At 72.8% G+C, this 18,706-nt stretch carries 14 protein-coding genes and 2 pseudogenes; 7 read left to right on the top strand and 9 right to left on the bottom strand.

Annotated features, from left to right (window positions below):
- Genes ACWCQS_RS27125 through ACWCQS_RS27115 form a run of 3 tightly spaced genes read right to left on the bottom strand, consistent with a single transcriptional unit; the run spans position 1 to position 3,891 of the window.
- Positions 1 to 1,344, bottom strand: coding sequence for a carboxyl transferase domain-containing protein (locus ACWCQS_RS27125; RefSeq protein WP_451006863.1), 1,344 nt, complete (start codon positions 1,342 to 1,344; stop codon positions 1 to 3).
- Positions 1,337 to 2,824, bottom strand: a complete 1,488-nt coding sequence (locus ACWCQS_RS27120) for an acyl-CoA synthetase (protein ID WP_451006862.1) — start codon at positions 2,822 to 2,824, stop codon at positions 1,337 to 1,339. The genes ACWCQS_RS27125 and ACWCQS_RS27120 overlap by 8 nt, the downstream gene beginning before the upstream one ends.
- 44 nt (positions 2,825 to 2,868) lie before the next feature.
- Positions 2,869 to 3,891, bottom strand: coding sequence for a MerR family transcriptional regulator (locus tag ACWCQS_RS27115; RefSeq protein ID WP_451006921.1), 1,023 nt, complete (start codon positions 3,889 to 3,891; stop codon positions 2,869 to 2,871).
- 137 nt (positions 3,892 to 4,028) lie between these two features.
- On the opposite strand from ACWCQS_RS27115, the gene ACWCQS_RS27110 reads away from it, so the two are divergent.
- The gene (locus ACWCQS_RS27110) at positions 4,029 to 5,021 is read left to right on the top strand and encodes an ATP-grasp domain-containing protein (RefSeq protein WP_451006861.1); all 993 of its coding nucleotides are present in this window, start codon (positions 4,029 to 4,031) and stop codon (positions 5,019 to 5,021) included.
- Here the strand turns inward: ACWCQS_RS27110 and ACWCQS_RS27105 are convergent.
- Positions 4,915 to 5,799: pseudogene (locus ACWCQS_RS27105) on the bottom strand (LysR family transcriptional regulator); the annotation flags it as partial. The gene ACWCQS_RS27110 and the pseudogene ACWCQS_RS27105 overlap by 107 nt on opposite strands.
- Positions 5,800 to 5,893: 94 nt before the next feature.
- On the opposite strand from ACWCQS_RS27105, the gene ACWCQS_RS27100 reads away from it, so the two are divergent.
- Positions 5,894 to 6,724 carry an oxidoreductase gene (locus ACWCQS_RS27100; RefSeq protein ID WP_451006860.1) on the top strand — a complete coding sequence of 277 codons (831 nt, stop codon included), beginning with the start codon at positions 5,894 to 5,896 and terminating at the stop codon, positions 6,722 to 6,724.
- Position 6,725: 1 nt separating this feature from the next.
- Here ACWCQS_RS27100 and ACWCQS_RS27095 read toward each other — a convergent pair whose 3' ends face one another.
- Complete coding sequence (locus ACWCQS_RS27095; protein ID WP_451006859.1) at positions 6,726 to 7,283, bottom strand: hypothetical protein; 558 nt, start codon at positions 7,281 to 7,283, stop codon at positions 6,726 to 6,728.
- A gap of 152 nt (positions 7,284 to 7,435) precedes the next feature.
- Here ACWCQS_RS27095 and ACWCQS_RS27090 point away from each other — a divergent pair, with 152 nt between their 5' ends.
- Positions 7,436 to 8,209, top strand: coding sequence for an IclR family transcriptional regulator (locus tag ACWCQS_RS27090; RefSeq protein ID WP_451006858.1), 774 nt, complete (start codon positions 7,436 to 7,438; stop codon positions 8,207 to 8,209).
- Positions 8,206 to 9,054, top strand: coding sequence for an SMP-30/gluconolactonase/LRE family protein (locus ACWCQS_RS27085; protein ID WP_451006857.1), 849 nt, complete (start codon positions 8,206 to 8,208; stop codon positions 9,052 to 9,054). Before ACWCQS_RS27090 ends, ACWCQS_RS27085 begins: the two co-directional genes overlap by 4 nt.
- 44 nt (positions 9,055 to 9,098) lie before the next feature.
- Here ACWCQS_RS27085 and ACWCQS_RS27080 read toward each other — a convergent pair whose 3' ends face one another.
- The 3 genes and pseudogenes from ACWCQS_RS27080 to ACWCQS_RS27070 form a co-directional block, all read right to left on the bottom strand.
- Positions 9,099 to 10,499 (bottom strand): FAD-dependent oxidoreductase, encoded by a 1,401-nt coding sequence (locus tag ACWCQS_RS27080; RefSeq protein ID WP_451006856.1) that lies wholly within the window; start codon positions 10,497 to 10,499, stop codon positions 9,099 to 9,101.
- On the bottom strand, positions 10,492 to 11,715 hold the full coding sequence (locus tag ACWCQS_RS27075) for an MAB_1171c family putative transporter (protein ID WP_451006855.1): 1,224 nt from the start codon (positions 11,713 to 11,715) through the stop codon (positions 10,492 to 10,494). The genes ACWCQS_RS27080 and ACWCQS_RS27075 overlap by 8 nt, the downstream gene beginning before the upstream one ends.
- Before the next feature lie 125 nt (positions 11,716 to 11,840).
- A pseudogene (locus ACWCQS_RS27070) lies at positions 11,841 to 12,437 on the bottom strand (toxin-antitoxin system, toxin component family protein); the annotation flags it as partial.
- 398 nt (positions 12,438 to 12,835) lie between these two features.
- Between ACWCQS_RS27070 and arfA the strand changes: the two are divergent.
- A complete protein-coding gene (gene arfA, locus ACWCQS_RS27065; protein WP_451006854.1) occupies positions 12,836 to 14,356 on the top strand; it encodes an arabinosylfuranosidase ArfA in 1,521 nt (506 codons plus the stop codon).
- On the opposite strand, the gene ACWCQS_RS27060 is transcribed toward arfA, so the two are convergent.
- A complete protein-coding gene (locus tag ACWCQS_RS27060) occupies positions 14,357 to 17,314 on the bottom strand; it encodes a beta-galactosidase (RefSeq protein ID WP_451006853.1) in 2,958 nt (985 codons plus the stop codon).
- A gap of 78 nt (positions 17,315 to 17,392) precedes the next feature.
- Here ACWCQS_RS27060 and ACWCQS_RS27055 point away from each other — a divergent pair, with 78 nt between their 5' ends.
- Both ACWCQS_RS27055 and ACWCQS_RS27050 read left to right on the top strand, forming a co-directional pair.
- Entirely contained in the window at positions 17,393 to 17,851 is a 459-nt protein-coding gene (locus tag ACWCQS_RS27055) for an RrF2 family transcriptional regulator (RefSeq protein ID WP_451006852.1), read from the top strand.
- Positions 17,852 to 17,983: 132 nt separating this feature from the next.
- The gene (locus ACWCQS_RS27050) at positions 17,984 to 18,634 is read left to right on the top strand and encodes a DUF4360 domain-containing protein (RefSeq protein WP_451006851.1); all 651 of its coding nucleotides are present in this window, start codon (positions 17,984 to 17,986) and stop codon (positions 18,632 to 18,634) included.
- Positions 18,635 to 18,706: the final 72 nt, after the last annotated feature.

Here is an 18,706-nt window from a genome sequence, read left to right as displayed (position 1 = left end):
CTACGGCCGGGGGTGGTGCACGATCCCTCTGATCACCCCCAGCTCCACCAGATCCTGCGGCCGGATCCGCAGCTGCTCGGCGGTCGCCTCCACGTCCTCCTCCCGCCGTTTGAGTATGGCGGCCGCGAGCTCCGGGGCGATCACCGAGAAGTAACTGTCCGGCGTGGCCCAGGTGTTGTCCGGTGCGGACAATGCCAGGGCCCCGCCGGAGCCGCCCTCGCCGATGACGAGCGTGGTGATCGGGACCCGGGCGGAGGCCACCGCCCCGAAGACCTCCGCGATCGCCGCGCCGGCCCCCTGCCGCTCCGCCTCGGCGTCATTGGCCGCGCCCGGAGTGTCCACCAGCGTCAGCACCGGGATGTCGAGCCGGTCGGCGAGCCGGATCAGCCGGGCGGCGGTGCGGTACCCGGCGGGCCGGGTCGCGGTTCCGGTCTGCGCGGCGAACGCGACGGTACGGCCGTTCCGCGCACCGAAGCCGCACAGCATGCCGTCGGTGTCCGTACCCCCGCACCGGTCCCCGCTGATCTCGCGGCGCTGGGTGAAGTAGGCATCCAGGTAGGCCCGTGCGCGCGGGCGTTCGGGGGAGCGTGCCCGGCGGACGGCCGCCCAGCCGGTGGCGGGCAGGTCCGGGGTGCCGAGGGCCGCCGGCGCGGGGGCTTCCTGGGCGGGGGTGGTGAGCAGCCGGAGCCACTGTCCCAGCGTCTCCCGCAGCTCCTCGGGCCGTACCACCGCGTCCGCCGACCCGACCGCCACCTGCCCCTCGGCGGTGTAGGCCGCGGGGTCGGCGTCCGCGGGCCGGACCCGGGAGCCGGCGAAGCCCACCTGGGCGCCCGGCAGGGCCAGGACGACGTCCGCACCGGCGCCGAGCGTGGCCCATCCGCCGCCGGTCGTCGGGTCCCGCAGCACCGCGATCTGCGGCAGGCCCGCCTCCCGGGTGAGCACGGACTGCCGGGCCACGCGCTGGAGTTGGCTCAGGGCGAGCATGCCCTCCTGCATCCGGCTGCCACCGGTCGCGATCAACGGCACGACCGGCAACCGGTGCGCCCGGGCATGGGCGTACGCCGCCTCCAGCCGGTCTCCGGTGCGCTCGCCCAGCGAGCCGCCCAGGAAGCCGAACTCGAAGGCGATCAGCACGGCCGGGGTGCCCGCGACGCTCGCGGTGCCGCAGACGACCGACTCCTCCTCGCCGGTGCGTTCGGCGGCACGGGCGCGCGAGGCATCGTAGCCCTGCCAGCCGAGGGGGCCGTCCGGCTTCGGCCTCCCCGCCGGAGGGGCGAGTTCGCTGAAGCTTTCCGGGTCCGCGACCAGGGCCAGGACCTTCCGGGCCGAGCGGCGCTCAGCCATCGGCCAGCGCCCGCTTCATGATCTTGCCCATGTCGTTGCGGGGGAGCGCGTCCAGGTAGCGGACCACGCGAGGGCGCTTGTGCGGGGCGAGGCGACGGGCCACGTGGTCCGCCAACTCCTCGGCTGCGGGCGGCGCCCCCGGGTCCGCCGGGACGATCCAGGCGACGATCCGCTCGCCCAGGTCCGCGTCGGGCTCCCCGGTGACGGCTGCCTCCCGCACGCCCGGGTGCTCCAGCAGCGCGTTCTCGATCTCACCGGCCCCGATCTTGTACCCGCCGCTCTTGATCAGGTCGGTGGCCTTGCGCCCGACGATCCGCACATAGCCGTCGGGCTCGCGGACGGCCATGTCACCGGTGCGGAAGAACCCGTCGGCGGTGAACGCGGCAGCCGTGGCGTCGGGGCGGTTCAGATACTCGGTGAACAGGTTCGGGCCGCGCACCTGGATCTCGCCGACGCTCTCCCCGTCGTACGCGGTGATCGGCGTCCCGTCCTCCTCCACGAGCCGCAGCTCGACACCGGGCAGCGGCACGCCCACGGTGCCGGCGCGCGGCTCCCCGTCGGCCCGCACACTGGTGTTCATCAGCGTTTCCGTCATGCCGTACCGCTCGATCACCCGCCGACCGGTAGCCGCCGCGATCCGCTCGTGGTCGTGCACGGGCAGCGCGGCCGAGCCGGAGACCAGCAGCCGGGCCCTGCTGAGCGCCTTGGCCAGCTCGGGGTCCCCGGGAAGGGCCTCGGCGATGCGGTGGTACATCGTCGGCACCCCGAACAGCATGGTCGCGCCGGCGTTCAGCTCCCGTGTCACGCCCTCGGTGCCGAACCGCCCCAGGTGCCGCACGCTGCCGCCGCGCCGCAGCGGGCCGAGGATGCCCAGCACGAGCCCGTGCACATGGAACAGCGGCAGCCCCTGCACCAGCACATCCGCCTCCGTCCACTGCCAGGCGTCGGCGAGCGCGTCCAGGGTGGTGGCGAGGGCCCGGCGGGGCAGGACGGCCCCCTTGGGCGGGCCGGTGGTGCCGGAGGTGTAGACGATCAGCGCCGGGTCCTCGTCGGTGGCGGAGTCCTCGGGTACGGCGCCGGACGCGGCGGACGCGTCGACGTCGATCCGCTCCAACGCACCCAATGCGGCAGGGAGCTGGGCGCCCGGCGCCGCCAGGACCAGCTCCGGTGCGCTGTCGGAGAGGATGTGCGCGAGTTCCTTCTCGCCCGACTTCGGGTTCAGCGGCACCGCGGCCGCCCCGGCGAGCAGCACGCCCGTCACGGCGACGGCGGTCTCCAGCTCCGGCGTGGCCCACACGGCCACCCGGCGGGCACCGCGCAGCCGGGCGGCGAGCGCACCGGCGGCCCCGGCCAGCTCGCCGTACGTCAACGACCGTTCGCCGAACCGCAGGGCGATCCTGCCCCAGACTTCGTCCGGGGGGACCCCCATCTCGCTGCGCTCGCCCGGACCGTCCGCCAGAGCGGGGAAGAGGGAGGACACGCGGCGCACTCCTAACTGTCGGTCGACCGTCGCCACCCTTCCTATCAGCCGACACTCACCGGCGCATGGCTGGCCAGAACGACGTCGGCCACGACACAGCTCACGTTGTCGGGACCGCCCGCCGCATTGGCCTCCTCCACCAGAGCCCGCGCCGCACCCTCCGTGCCGAGCAGCTCCTTGATCCGCTCCTCGGGCACCGCCTCGGTCAGCCCGTCGGAGCACAGCAGATACCGGTCCCCCTCCCGGACCTCCTGCAGCCGCACGTCCGGTACCGGATCCATCCCGCCGGCCAGCGCCTTGAGCAGGAGCAACGACTCCGGCTCCACCCGGTGATCCTGCGTCATGCGGATCAACTCCCCGTCCCGCAGTAGATACGCCCGTGAGTCCCCGATGTGGGCCAGCGCCAACCGCGCACCCGTCCACAGCAGTGCCGTCAGCGTGGTGCCGATCTCCTGGGTGCCCTCGGCCACGTCGCACACCGCCTCGCCCGCGGAGCGCACCGCGTCCTCCAGCACGCTCAGCACACTGTCCGCGGGCAGTTCCTCCGCCTCGTCCAGGAACCTCAGCGCCTCGACGGCCGCCCCGCTCGCCGGCGCCCCCGCCGGGCCGAAACCGTCGGCCACGGCGAACAGCCTGCGGCCCGCGTACACGGTGTCCTGATTGGCGGGACGGACGAGCCCGCGGTCGGAGTGGGCGGAACAGCGCAGTTCCAGCATGATGGTGTGGTCCCTTCTCGACTGGTCGGCCAGCTGGTCCACGAGGAACGCGGCGAGATCCCGCCGTACGGCCGTCTCCGCCTCGACCCGCGCCCAGTAGGCCCGGATCGCCCGCGCGGCATCCCCCGGGTCCAGGGCGCACACCGCGCGGATCTCGGCCAGCGGCATGCCCAGCCGCCGTAGCCACGCCACGAGCCGGGCCTGCCGCATCTGCTCGACGGCGTAGTAGCGGTAGCCGGTGTCCGGGTCGACCCGGGCGGGCCGCAGCAGCTCCAGCTCGTCGTACAGCCGCAACGCCTTCGGCGAGAGCCGGCTCGCCCTCGCGAAGGCGCCGATCGTCAGCAGCTCCATGAGCACCTCGCGTTCCTCGTCCTTCGCCACCGATGCTGGGGCTTCCCCGAAGGTGAAGGTCAACCGCGGTGCTACGGTTCCCGGCCGGTTGTTAGCCTCGCTGCTGATCCGAACCGTCGTACGACAGGGAGTCCGCCGTGCCCCGCATCGCCCTCGCCACCTACGACCCCGGCGCCGAGCCCGGCAAGGACACCGATCTGCCGGAGCTGGTGCGGGCGCTCAAGGACGCGGGGGCCGAGGCGGAGGCCCGGTACTGGGACGACCCGGACGCCGACTGGGGCCGCTACGACCTCGTCGTCATACGCTCCACCTGGGACTACAGCTGGCGGGCCGCGGAGTTCGGGGCCTGGGTGGACCGGGTCGGCGCGCTGACCCGGCTCGCCAATCCGGCGCCCGTGGTGCGCTGGAACACCGACAAGCGCTACCTCGGCGAGCTGGCGGCGGCCGGCGTGCCCACCGTCCCCACCCGCTACCTCGCACCGGGCGAGCCGGCCGACCTGCCCGGCGACCACGAGTACGTGATCAAGCCGACCTCGGGCGCCGGCGCCCGGTTCGCCGCCCGCTACACCCCCGACCAGCGCGAGACGGCGGTACGGCAGCTCGCCCGGATGCACGCCGAGGGCTTCACCGCGATGGTCCAGCCGTACATGCGCGGCATCGACGCCGGCGGAGAGCGGGCCCTGCAGTTCTTCGGCGGCCGGCTGCTGCACGCCAGCCGCAAGGGCGCGGTGCTCGCGCCCGGGACGCCGTACGACGCGGACAAGGTGGCGCATCCCGACCTGGAGCGCTGGCGGCCCACGGAGGCCGAACTGGCGGTCGCCGAGAAGGCGTTGGGCGTGGTGCCCGGTGGTTCCGAGTTGCTGTACGCGCGGGTGGATCTCGTGGACGGGGAGGAGGGGGAACCCCGGCTGATGGAGCTCGAGTTGGTGGAGCCGAATCTGTTTCTGTGGCTGCATCCGGGGTCGCTGGAGCGGGTTGTGGAGGCGGTGCTGGCGGCCGTGGCCCAGCTCAGCGCACCGTCTCTCGGCATGCCTCCGCATACGCCCGCACCAGCGGGCGGTGTCCGTCCTCCCTCCGCCAGGCCAGCACATAGCGGCTCGGGCCGATGCCCCGGACCCGGCGGGTGGTGACGCCGCCCAGGCTGATCAGCGGGGCGTTGCCCGCTGCCACCAGGCAGATGCCCAGGCCCGCGACCAGGGCCTCGTACGTCTCCTCCGCCCCGGAGACCTCCGCGCCGATCCGGGGCGGACGGCCGGCGCGGGCGTCCAGGGCGAGCCAGTGGTCGCGCAGTCGGCCCGCACTCCTGGGCAGGGCCAGGAACGGCTCGTCCAGCAGGTCGGCGAAGTCGATCTCGGGACGGGCGGCGAGGGGGTGGGACTCGGGCAGGGCCAGCAGCCGGGGTTCCTCGGCGACCACCGTCCAGGCGTAGCGCTCCTCCTCGGGCAGCGGGAGCCATACGAACGCGACGTCCACGCTGCCGTCCGCCAGGCCCGCCGTCGGATCGTCCCAGCTCATCTGGCGCAGCCGGACCATCGTCTCCGGATGCGCGGCGGTGAAGCGGGAGCGGATGGCCGGCAGCAGCCCGCCCCGGCCCGGACTGGTGCTCATGCCCACGACCAGCGTGCTGCGCCCGGCCGCCTTGGCCGCCTCCACGGCCGCCGCGCCCGCCTCCCACGCGGCCAGCACCCCGCGCGCGTGCGGCAGCAGCGCCTCGCCCGCGCCCGTCAGCGCCACCCCGTGCCGGTCGCGCCGGAACAGCTCCGCCCCCAACTGCCGCTCCAGCGCCCGGATCTGCTTGCTCAGCGCGGGCTGTGAGACGTACAGCCGCTCGGCGGCGCGGGTGAAGTGCAACTCCTCGGCGACCGCGACGAAGTAGCGCAGATCGCGGGCGTGGACGTCCATCGTCATAGCCGTTGGTTATCACCGAGGGTCTTGGACGGGCAACGGCACGCGGCCGCAGTGTTGTTCGTGTCGAACCCGACGAGAGCTACGGAGAGTCGTGATGAACAAGGTCTGGCTGGTGACCGGGGCGAGCAGCGGTTTCGGGCGGGCGATCACCGAGGCGGCCGTCGCCGCCGGTGATGTCGTGGTCGGCGCCGCCCGGCGCCCGGAGGCCCTGGACGACCTGGTGGCCGCCCATCCCGACCAGGTGGAGGCGCTGCGGCTGGACGTCACCGACGTGGCCGCGGCCGAGGAGGCGGTCCGGGATGTCGTGGCCCGGCACGGGCGGATCGACGTGCTGGTCAACAACGCGGGCCGCACCTACGTCGGCGCCGTCGAGGAGACCACCGACGCCGAGCTGCGCGACCTGTTCGACCTGCACTTCTTCGGCCCGGCGGCGCTCGTCCGGGCGGCGCTGCCGCACCTGCGGGAGCGGCGCTCGGGCGCGATCGTGCAGATGAGCAGCATGGGCGGCCAGATGTCCTTCGCAGGCTTCGGGGCGTACAGCGCGACGAAGTTCGCCCTGGAGGGCCTGTCCGAGGCGCTCGCGGACGAGGTGCGGGAGTACGGCGTCAAGGTGCTGATCGTCGAGCCGGGCGCGTTCCGGACCTCGCTGTTCGAGGCCGGCCGGGCCGGAGCCGGCTCCGACAGCGGGGTGTACGCCAAGGTCGGCGAGACCCGCGGCGCCGTCGCCGGCGGCCACGGCAGCCAGCCCGGCGACCCGGCCAAGGCGGCCGCCCTGATCCTGGCCGCGCTGGAGGCCGACGACACCCCGCTGCGGCTGCCGCTCGGCGACGACGGAGTGAGCGCGGTCCTGGGCCACCTCGACCAGGTCCGCGAGGAGGTCACCGCCTGGGAGAAGCGGACCCGGGCCACCGCTTTCGACGCTTGAGCTAAGTCAGTACGGCCGTCCGCTGGAGCAGCCCCCAGGTGAACTCGGCGACCACCTCGTGCGGTACGCCGTCCGGGCCGGGCGCGGTGAAGGCGAGGCCCCACCGGGTCGGCGCGGTGCCCTCCAGCGGGCGGGCCGGAGCGAAGGCGCCGGCGGCCTCGTCCACCGTGCAGGACCAGGGAACGAGGTCGTCCAGGGTCTCCAGCCGGGGCGCCGGGGCGCCGGGCGCCCGCACCAGCCACTCGTTCCACACCGCCCCGTCCGGCCCGACCAGCACCTCGAAGCGCAGGTCGGGCCAGAGCGGCAGGGCCCAGTGCCGGGCCTCGCAGTCGACGTCGCCGAGCCGGCGGGGGAGGACGGATTCCGGCTCGCCCAGGACCGAGCGGTACCGGGCGGCGGCGGAGCGGGCCCTCGGCGAGCGGACCATCGCCTGCCAGCGCTTGTTGGTCTCCCGCATCTCGGCGATGGACACCCCGAGCCGGTGCCGGGCATCCTCGACCAGATCCGGGTTGTGGTCGGCCATGCGGCGCAGCAGGACCAGCTGGAAGTCGAGATCCATGCCCCCATGGTGCACGGTCTGCTTCCGGGCCATTGCCCGCGCAACCCTCCATGACTAGCCTGTGTTCGTCATGCCGATCGCCTGTTGATATCTCGAACATCTCGGTGGCGAGGTGTCGAACGGGCGCTTAGACCCAAGGGAGGGGGCCGGACGTGGGACGCCTCGTGCCTGCCGTGACCCGGGCTCTGGACATTCTTGAGCTGTTCCTCGACGGGGACGGGACGCTCTCCGCCCCCGACATCGTGCGCAAGCTCCAGCTGCCGCGCACCACCGTGCATGAGCTGGTCACCACGCTCGCCGCACGGTCGTACATCGTGCCCGTGCCGGGACAGCCCGGACGCTACCGGCTCGGCGTACGCCCGTACCAGCTCGGCAGCCGCTACGCCGAGCAGCTCGACCTCGCCGCCGAGGGCCAGCAGGTGGCCCGCTCGGTCGCCGAGACCTGCGACGAGACGGTCCACGTGGCGATCCTCGAAGGCACCGACGTCATCTACATCGCCAAGGTCGACTCCACGCACGCCGTCCGCATGGTCTCCGCCGCCGGCCGCCGGCTGCCCGCCCACTGCACCTCGGTCGGCAAGATGCTGCTGGCCTCGCTGCCCGAGCAGGAGCTCGCGGCACGGATCCCGGACGACGCCCAGTTGACCGCGATGACCCCCAACAGCATCACCGACCCCACCGCGCTGCGCGAGGCGCTCGCGGAGATCCGGCAGCGGGGCATCGCGGTGGAGAGCCGCGAGTCCAACCCGGACGTGAGCTGTGTGGCCGCCCCCGTGCGCGACCGCACGGGCCAGGTGGTCGCGGCCCTGTCCATCTCGGTCCCCATGATCCGCTGGAGCGACGAGCGCCGGGCCGAGCTGGAGCAGCTGTCGGCGAAGGGCGCGGCCGAGCTGTCGGAGCGGCTGGGCCACCGGAGCGCGGCGTGAGCGCCGGATACGAGGTCGCCGTACGGGCGGAGGCGGAGCTGGGCGAGGGCCCGACCTGGGATCCGGCGACGGGCCGGCTGATCTGGCTCGACATCCTGGGCATGCGCGTCAACACCTACGACCCGGTCACGGGCCGGCGCACGGTGCGGACGACGGAGCAGCACGTGGGCGCGGTGAAGCCCCGCGCGGGCGGCGGCCTGGTCCTCAACCTGCGGGACGGCGTGGGCCTGCTGGACCCCGACGACACGTTCCGCTGGCTGCACCACGAGCCGGTCCCGGGCCGCCGCGCGAACGACGCCGCGGTGGCGCCCGACGGCTCGTTGTGGGCGGGCACCATGCGGTACGACGAGGCGCCGGGCGGCGGCACGCTGACCCGGCTGACCGGCGACGGCACGGTTCGGACGGTCCTGTCCGACGCCACGGTCAGCAACGGCACGGGCTGGAGCCCCGACGGTCGCCTCATGTACTACGTCGACACCCCGACCCGCCGGGTGGACGTCTTCGACCACGACGGCGAGCGCGTCCAGGGCCGCCGCCCGTTCGTGGAGATCGAGGAGGGCGCGGGCCTCCCGGACGGCCTGACGGTCGACGCGGAGGGCTGTGTGTGGGTGGCGTTGTGGGACGGGGGAGCGGTACGGCGCTATACGCCGGCCGGTGTCCTGGACCGGGTGATCCCGCTGCCGACCCCACGCACGACGGCCTGCGCGTTCGGCGGCGCCGACCTGACCGACCTGTACATCACCACGGCGCGGACGGGACTGCCGGCGCCGCACCCGCTCTCGGGCTCGGTGCTGGTGATTCCGGACGCGGGGAAGGGCTTGCCCCAACCGGCGTTCGAGGGCTGAACCGGCGGCGGGCGACCCACCACGCACCCGCACCCGGAAGCCGGCTAGACGCCCGCCACCTTCCGCTCCTGCGCGGTCATCGGCGGAGCCGCCAGCGGCGGCCGAAGCGGTCCGACCGCCGCCGCCAGCAGCACGCTCGGTGCCAGCAACACCTCGGCCCTCCGCTCCAGTGACGTCACGTCGGTCACCCGGCGGGCCACGCGCCCGTTCCCCGTCGCGGTGTGCATCAGCCGGCCGACGTACGCGGAAAGGAGCCGGTCCCGCAGGGTGGGACCGGCTTCCGTCGCGCCGGGGTAGAACACGTCCTGACCCAGCGCCAGATCCCATGCCGCACGCACTGGACGGGCCACCGCCCGCTGCACACGGCGGGCCAGCCCCGGCGTGCTCCAGCCGTGCCGCCGTATCACCTCGCGCAGCCCCACCGCGCTCTGGGCGGCGACGGCCAGCCCATGGCCGTAGACCGGGTTGAACACGGCGAGCGCGTCGCCGAGGACGGTGAAGTTCTCGGGCCAGGCCGGCATCCGCTCGTAGAAGTGCCGGCGGTTGACGGTGGAACGGGTGAGGGTGACGTCGGACAGCGGCTCGGCGCGGTCCAGCAGTTCGCCGATCAGCGGATGCCGCAGCTTCTCGCGGGCGAAGGGGATGAAGTCCTCGTTCCCGGCGGTGGGTTCGCCGCCGCGTGTGCCGGCGAGGGTGACGATCCAGCGGCCGTGCTCGATGGGGAGCAGGAAGCCGGAGCGGCCCGGCCCGTCGCCGCGCGGATCGGGTTGCACATTGACCACCGGGAAGCCCTCCCGGGCCGCCTCGGGGGCGAGGAAGAGCCGGCTCGCGTAGACCAGGCCGGGGTCGACCTCGCGGCTCTGCGGCGCGGGCAGCCCCAGGTCCGCGAGCCAGCGCGCGGCCCGGGAGCCGCGCCCGGTGGCGTCGACCACGAGGCCGGCCGGGAGGGTGTGCTCGGCGCCGTCCCGCGTCCGGACGCGTACGCCGGTGACCGCGGCGCCGGTGCCGGTGAGGCCGAGCGCCTCGGTGCCGTCGAGGAGTTCGATGCGCTGGTCGGCGAGGACCTGTGCGCGGATCGTCGCGTCCAGCAGGTCGCGGCCGGCCAGGATCACATGGTGGGACTCGGGCCAGCGCCGGAACCAGCCCTGTGCGGAGAGGGCGACCACGCCGGTGGTGAACGGATGCCGGCGGCCCCCGGCGGCCTTCAGCGCGTCCGTGCTGCCCGGCAGCAGCTCCTCCACCGCCCGCACCCCGCCCGACCAGAGCATATGGGCGTGCCGGGCCTGTGGCAGCCCCTTGCGGGGTTCGGGGCCGCCGGGCAGGGCGTCGCGCTCGACGACGACGACCCGGTCGGCGAACTCGGCGAGCGCCCGCGCCGCGAGCATGCCGGTGTGGGATCCCCCCAGCACGACGGCGGTTCTGGCGGGGGAGGGGCGGTCACTCATGCGCGGGCACGCTCTCTGCCGGGGCGGCCGCACGGGCGCGAACCGCCGTGATCTCGTCGGGACGACGGAGGGCCTCGGACACGGCCTGGATCTCCTGGAGCAGGTATGCCGTGTCGGGACCGGACGGGGAGCCGGTGCCGTCGGCCCGCGGCCGCCCGCCGCCGGCCGCGTCCAGCAGTGTCACGGCGGCGGCGAGGGCCCTGGCCCGGCAGGACTCGAAGCCGAGGGCGAGGGCGGCCCGGTACGACCGTTCGCGCAGGTCCTCGTCCAGATGCCGGGAGAGTTGCAGCAGGGCGTCGCGGATGAAGGTCTCGCGGCGGATCAGGCGCAGTTCGGCGGGGGCGTGCGGGGCGAAGGGCTCGCGCTCGCCCGTGACGGTCCGCGTCAGCCGGTAGAGGGGGCCGAGAGCGCGGTGGCGCAGCCGGACGTGCCAGCGCTCGTGCAGATACTGGCCGACGTGCGGGACGATGAAGCCCACCGCGACCAGGGTCGCGGAGACACACGCGCCCGCCGGCGCCACATTGGTGCTCAGCCAGTCCAGGTCGTGGCCGGTCCACCGGGCCACGACGGCGGTGAGCTTGGCCGCGTCGAAGAACAGGTTCGTGGCATAGCCGACGCCCAGCAGCCTGAGCCCCCAGCGCAGCCAGGCGTCGAGGCCGTCGGTGCGGATCCAGTTCCAGATCAGCCGGGCCGTGATCGAGCAGGCCACGGTGTGCGCGACGAGGTAGAGCAGGATCTCCTCGCGCATGAAGGGGGTGTTGGCGTAGTACGTGTCCAGGTCCCGCAGCCGCTCCACGGGCACGTCCGCGAGCGCGAAGAGCACCCACAGAGCGACGACCACGCCCGCGTAGACGGCCACGACCCAGCGGGTCACCCGGCGGGTCTGGGCCGAGTCGGAGCGGCCGTTGCGCCAGGCGATGATCAGCAGCAGCCAGGACGCGCACAGCGCGGTGATCAGGGAGTACACCCAGGGCGCCGAGATGTTCGGCACCCCGGTGACCCGGTTGGTCCAGGCGATGGTCCGCGGGGCCGCGAAGACGAACACCGCGCAGGCGAACAGCAGCAGACCGCCGACGGCGCGCAGCAGCGGGTCCCGCCACAGCTTGATGATGCTGGGCAGCTTGATGGCCAGGGCGGCGGTCAGGACGGCCGTGGGGATCCAGAAGGAGACGGAGACCTCGTCGAGGAGTCCGGAGAGATCGAACGCCAGGGTCACCGCGCGGCTCCCCCCTCTTTCGGCGCTCGGTCGTCCGGCACCCGGCTCACCTCCGGGGCGCCGGCCGCCGGTGCCGGGAGGCCGCTCACGCGCCCGCGCCCCTTCGGGTCACTCGCCCGGTCGCGTCGATAGCCGAGGGTCCGCTGCACCGGGCTGAGGGACCGCCCCGCCGGGCCGAGGACAGCGCGGGAGCCGGTGAGGTGCGGCCGGAACAGGGCGGCCAGGCGGTGCCCGAAGTCGTCGGCCTCGGCCTCGTCGGCCGCCCGGGAGCCGTTGCGGGCGGCCACCGTGAGGGGCATGCCCCGCCAGCCGGGTGCGTCGGCGAGCGCCCGCGCCGCCGCGTCCCCGGCCAGGTGGGAATGCCGGTGCCCGTTCTGCAGATGCCACAACTCATGGCCCAGGATCACCAGTTGCTGCACGGCCTCGGCCCGCTCCTCCACGATCACCAGGTCGAACTCGGCGAACTCCAGCCACAGCCCGGTGACCTCGATCTCGTCCGGGAAGCGCTCGAAGCGCACCTCGATCGGCCGTCCGCCGCGCAGTCCGCTCATCTCCTCGCCCAGCGCCCGGCACAACTCCCGTACGCCGCCGGGCGTTTCGGGGCGGGCGTGGACGGCGGCGGCGAGGTCGCGGGCCAGCGAGCGCATCGCCGAGCCCGGGCGGGCGCGCCGCAGCCGTGCGGCCAGGCGTGTCGCCTGCTCACGCGCTCCCGCGATGCCCATCGCCTCCCCCTTCCGCTGGGCAGAGCCTACGCGTCTCGGCGTGTCCCCGTCATGGGATGCAGTGACCGTGGTCGAAGGGAAAACCACCTATGAGCTTGTGTCCCACCCATTGACGCGGAAGCGCTTCGAATCTACGGTCCCGTTCGAAGTTACGGGCGACATTCGAAATATCGAACCAGCGAGCCGAGCAAACCATGCCGAACAACTGGGACGGCGGGGGCAAGGTATGGGACAACCTGGCTTGAGGAGGCGAAGAAATCCCACGGCCGGACGCACGGCAAGACGTGGCTGGCCTACCACTACTACGACGCGGCCGACAACGGCACCCCGAAACCGGGCCGGAACCAACTGAGCCGGCGTTCCGACTGGCCTGTTCCGAAGTGACTCGAAAGGACCCCATGAGCAAGCGCACCGCCCGCTTCACCCTCGACCCCGCCTTCACCGTCGGCCAGGTCAACGCCCGGATCTTCGGGTCCTTCGTGGAACACCTGGGCCGCTGCGTCTACACCGGCATCTACGAGCCGGACCACCCCACGGCAGACGCCCTGGGCCTGCGCACCGACGTCCTCGACCTCGTACGCGAACTCGGCGTCACCGCCGTCCGCTACCCCGGCGGCAACTTCGTCTCCGGATACAAGTGGGAGGACTCCGTCGGCCCCGTCGAGGACCGCCCCCGCCGGCTGGACCTCGCCTGGCACTCCACCGAGACGAACCGGTTCGGCCTGTCCGAATTCATCGCGTTCCTGAAGAAGCTCGGGCCCGAGGCCGAGCCGATGATGGCGGTGAATCTCGGCACCCGTGGCGTCGCCGAAGCCCTCGAACTCCAGGAGTACGCCAACCACCCCGCCGGGACCGCCCTTTCCGACCTCCGCGCGGCACACGGCGACAAGGAACCCTTCGGCATCAAGCTGTGGTGCCTCGGCAACGAGATGGACGGCCCCTGGCAGACCGGCCACAAGACGGCACGGGAGTACGGCCGGCTCGCCGCCGAGACGGCACGGGCCATGCGCCAGGCCGACCCTGAAGTCGAACTGGTCGCCTGCGGTTCCTCCAGCCAGGCCATGCCCACCTTCGCCGAGTGGGAGGCGACCGTCCTGCAGGAGGCGTACGACCTGGTCGACCACATCTCCCTGCACGCCTACTACGAGCCCACCGACGGCGATGTGGACTCCTTCCTCGCCTCGGCCGTCGACATGGAGTCCTTCATCGAGAACGTGGTCGCCACCGCCGACCACATCGGCGCGAAGCTCAAGTCCAAGAAGAGGATCAACCTCTCCTTCGACGAGTGGAACGTCTGGTACCTCTCCCGCTGGGAGGAGCACGCCAAGACCTTCGACCAGTCCGACTGGCCCGAGGCGCCTCGGCTGCTGGAGGACAACTACAGCGTCACGGACGCCGTCGTCTTCGGCTCGCTGCTGATCGCCCTGCTCCGGCACGCCGACCGCGTCACCGTCGCCTGCCTCGCCCAGCTGGTCAATGTGATCGCCCCGATCATGACCGAGCCGGGCGGCCCGGCCTGGCGGCAGACGACGTTCTTCCCGTTCGCGCTGGCGTCGAAGCACGGCCGGGGCGAGGTGCTCGACGTGCGCGTGGACTCGCCGACGTACGAGACGAAGAAGTACGGCGAGACGGACCTGCTGCACGCCACGGCCGTCCGCGCGGCCGACGGCACGGTCACGGTGTTCGCCGTCAACCGCAGCCGTACGGCCGCCCTGCCGCTCGAAGTCACCCTCAACGGGCTTGGGTTGACCACCGTCGCCGAGCACAGCGCGCTGGCGGACGCCGACCCCGACGCCCGCAACACCCTCGACGAGCCCGAGCGGGTCGTCCCGCACCCGGTCGAGGGCACCGCCCTGGCGGACGGCACCCTCACCGCCGTACTGGAACCGCTGTCCTGGAACGTGATCAGGCTCGCGTGATCAGACCGGCGTGACCGGCAGCCCGCCGCTCGCCCTGCCGAGCAGCGTCAGGCTCACCCGGCCCGGCCCCGACAGCGTGGTGAACTCCGAAAGGACCGCCAGAGCCAGGGTGTTGGTGCCCCGGGTGCGCAGGACGCCGTTCGGCAGGACGAAGGTGTGCTGCGGGCCCACATTGTTGATGTACTGGCCCATGTTCCAGCCGTTGAGGAAGATCTGGGCGCGGTAGGCGCGGTACGGGTCGTCCTCCAGGGTCAGGCCGATCGAGGCGTCGATGTCGGCCGGCACCGCCAGCCGGAAGGTCGTCCGGTACCAGGTCACGCCCTGGTACCGGGCGGTCCGCGGGAAGGTCGCCTGCTCCCAGTCGTCGTCCCGGAAGCCGGGCAGATGCCAGCCCTGCCGCTCGCCGTACAGGCCGCCGTTGTTCATCGGCCCGCGCACGGGGTCGGGGGCCGCCGCGCCCTGGATCCGCCAGCTCACGCTCGGCGAGGCGCCCTTGAAGGCCGCCGCCGTCAGTCCGCGTGCCACCTTGTGGCTGTCGAGCCCCTTGCCGTCCTGGTCGTGCTGCATGCGCCGGACGAGGACCGACAGCACATGCCGGCCGGGAGAGCGCAGCCGCTCGCGGACGGGGAACACGGCCGTGTCCGCCCAACTGCCCTTCCGTACAGTCGTGTTCTTGTCCGGCACCGGCATCCGATGGGTGCCCAGCGGCTCCCCGTCCAGCCAGGCCATCAGCAGGCCCTGCGTGCCGGTGCTGTAGGCGAGCGAGACCTCCTGAAGGCCGGTGGCGTCGGTGAAGGAGCCGCGGTACCAGACATCCCCGTAGTGGAAGCCGTAGTCGTCGGCGAAGAGGACCGGCTGGCCGTCGGGGACCGGCGTGGTGCTGAACGACGACTTCTTGTCCGCGACCGCCCAGGCCGAGTCGTCGAAACCGGGCCCGGCCTCCGGGTTCTCCGTGCGCATCCGCCAGCCGCCCAGCTGGGGCAGCTTCACCTCGGGGACGGCGGGCAGCAGGCCGGTGGTCATCAGGCTGCCGGACAGGGTCACCCGGGTGGGCAGGGTGCGGCCGTTCCACACCAGGCTGTCGATCCCGCGCGGCCCCCACACCTCGATGGTGGTCGTATCGGTGATGTCACCCGTCAGATGGACCTCGGATCCGCGCAGCTCGGCGTGGCGCAGCAACGCCGGGCCGTACACCAGCAGGGTCCCGGACGGGGTGTCGTACGGGAACAGGCGTACGGCGGTGGCGTCGTCGGCGAAGAGCAGCAGCAGCGGGGTCTCCGTCTCGCCCTTCTGCACCAGCACGCGGGTGAGCCCGCCCTCGCCGAGCGGGACGTTCACATGCAGGGAGCTGTCGCTGTCGTCGAAGACCCAGGCGGCCTCGGGGTCCAGCCGCATGACGCTCGGCTCCACCGGGCACTTCAGCACCAGTTCGGCCATGTCACCGCTGCGCCCCGAGAACAGCGCGATGTCCTGCCGGCCGGCCGTCAGAGCCAGCATCGGCTCGGCTGTGGAGCACTTCAGCGTCCGCTTGCCCAGCTTCAGCCCCGTCGCGAGCAGCCTGGCGTCCTTGCCGGGCACGGTGATCCGGAGCCGCCCGGCGTCGGTCGGCAGATCGGTGGTGACCGGATCCGTGCCGTCGTTGCGGGCGACATAGATGTGGGCGCCGGTGTCCGGGTTGGTCAGGTGGTAGACCTTCAGGCCCTCGGCCCTCACGTCCGCCGCCCGGTCCAGCTTGGCGAAGTCGGGCACGCGCTGGAGCAGATGCCCGAGCTGGTGCATCGGCGCGATCTTGGCGGTGACGTTCCGCGCCTCGTCGATGGCGGCGCCGTAGTCGTACGACGTGTAGACGACCGGCGCGGGCAGCCAGCCCCAGGAGGTCCCGCCGAAGGTCATGTAGACGTTGTGCAGGGTGAGCCCGTTGGCGAGGTTGGTCAGATAGAACCGGCGCTCGTAGGCGGCATCCCGGGTGCGCCGGGACTCGGCGTACCCCTTGCCGTCGAACCAGGCCCCGCCCCACGGGTCGAACCAGCCGCTGCCGAACTCGGGCACGAACCCGGGTGTGGCCGGCGATGCACTGGCCCCGCCCTTCGCCCCGCCGGGCCCGAACGTCCCCCAGTCCGGAGGGGTCTGCGACGGCGACGGGTACCCGTCGAAGCCGTACAGCCAGCCGCCCTTCTCACCTCCGGTGTCGAACGAGCCGGGCACCCAGTACCCGTTCCTGCCCTTGTCGTTGTGGAACAGCGGGACGTCGATGCCGTCCGCGCGCACCTTCTTGTACAGGTGGGACATGTACGCCCGGCCGGCCTCGTCGACGTGGGCGTCGTACTCGTTCTCGATCTGGTACAGCAGGATCGTGCCGGTGCCCTGGGTGAACAGATGCCTGCGGGCGATCCGGTTCACCTGGGTCAGCCACTCGTCGACGTACGACAGATAGGCCGGATCGTCGGTCCGGGCCGTTCCCTTCGCCGCCGTCAGCCAGCCCGGGAAGCCGCCGCCGTCCACCTCGGCGTTGATGTACGGGCCGGGCCGCAGGATGACGTACAGCCCCGTCTCGGCGGCCGTGCGCAGGAACAGGTCCAGGTCGCGGACGCCGGTGAAGTCGTAGTGGCCGGGCGCGGGGGAGTGGTAGTTCCAGGCCACGTAGATGCTGACCGCGTTGTAGCCGTGGGCCCGCATCTTCTGCAGCACGTCCCGCCACAGGGCGGGACTGGGCAGCCGGAAGGGATGCATCTCGCCGGACCACACCACCAGCCGCCTGCCGTCCACGAGCAGCGAGTAGTGGTCGTAGCCGATGGTGTGCCGGTGGCCGTCGGCGCTCGGCGGGGCGGGCGCCGGGCCGGTCGGCACACTGCGCGCCGCGTACGCCGAAGGCGCCCCGGGGCCGCCGCTGCCGCCCAGGGCGAGCCCGAGGGCGGTCGAGCCGGCCAGGGCACTGAAAGTACGTCTGCTGAGCGCCAAGGTGGATCCTCCGCGGGCGATCTTACGGGGCGCGGGTGCAGGCCATTCTCCACGCGGCCGACGCCCCACAATGGACCCATGAGGATCTCGGCGCGGGCGGATTACGCGGTACGGGCAGTACTGGAGCTGGCCGTACGGCAGGGTAACGGCCCGGTGAAGGCGGAGGAAATCGCCGCCGCCCAGGGCATCCCGCACAAGTTCCTGGAAGGGATCCTGGGCGACCTGAGGCGCGGCGGGATCGTCGACAGCAGGCGGGGCGGAGGCGGCGGCTACCGGCTGGCGCGGGACGCCGCCGAGATCACGGTGGCCGACGTGATCCGGGCGGTGGACGGCCCGATCGTCTCGGTCCGCGGCGAACGCCCCACGGGCCTCGCCTACACCGGCAGCGCACAGCCCCTGCTGCCCCTGTGGATCGCGCTGCGCGCGAACGTCCGCCGGATCCTGGAGGGCGTCACCGTCGCCGACCTCGCGGCGGACGCGCTGCCGGAGCCCGTCCGGGCGCTGGCGGCGGAACCGGCGGCCTGGGAGAACCCGTAGGGGCTGCTCGGTGTGAACGGCCCGCTGTGAATGGCCGGAGTTGACCCTCCCGGGGGTGACGGGGGCTTCCTACGATGCGGAACGCTTCACAGCTTCCACACAGACCCCCCACACCTGACCACGGGAGAAACGATGGCTGGTGGATTCCTCCTCAGCGGCGCCGTAGCCGCGCTCCTCACCACCGCGCTGCCCGCGCACCCCTCCTCGCCGGTGTTCGACAACCCGCCCCCGGACAAGATCGTCATCGATGTGGCCACGGTGAACGGCTCCGGCTGTCCCGCGGGTACGGCCGCGGTGGCCGTCTCGCCGGACAACACGGCGTTCACGGTGACCTACAGCGAGTACCTGGCCCAGGCCGGCGGCGCCTCCGACCCGACGGCCTTCCGCAAGAACTGCCAGCTCAACCTGGTGGTGCACGTCCCCCAGGGCTTCACCTACGCGATAGCCAGCGCCGACTACCGGGGCTTCCTCTCGCTCCAGCCCGGCGCGAGCGCCGCGCAGAAGGCCTCGTACTACTTCCAGGGCTCCTCGCAGACCGTGCCCAGGAACCATCCCTTCAACGGCCCCTACAACGACGACTGGCAGGCCACCGACAGCACCGACTGGGCCCAACTGGTCTGGGCGCCCTGCGGGGTGCTGCGCAACTTCAACATCAACACCGAGCTACGGGTGAACGCCGGGACCCAGGCCTCGGACAAGGTCAGCTTCATGACCATGGACTCCACGGACGGGGACATCAGCACGGTGTACCACCTGGCGTGGAAGCAGTGCCCGAGCAAGTAGACCTGTACGGCGCGGGCGGCACCCGGGGCCGATCGGCCGCCGGGGTGCCGCCCGCTGCCTGAGTGGGTGGCC

The organism is Streptomyces sp. NPDC002076 (genome assembly GCF_053593835.1).
The sequence above is the reverse complement of the archived record's forward strand: the minus strand, read 5'-3'. Positions and strand labels throughout refer to the sequence as shown.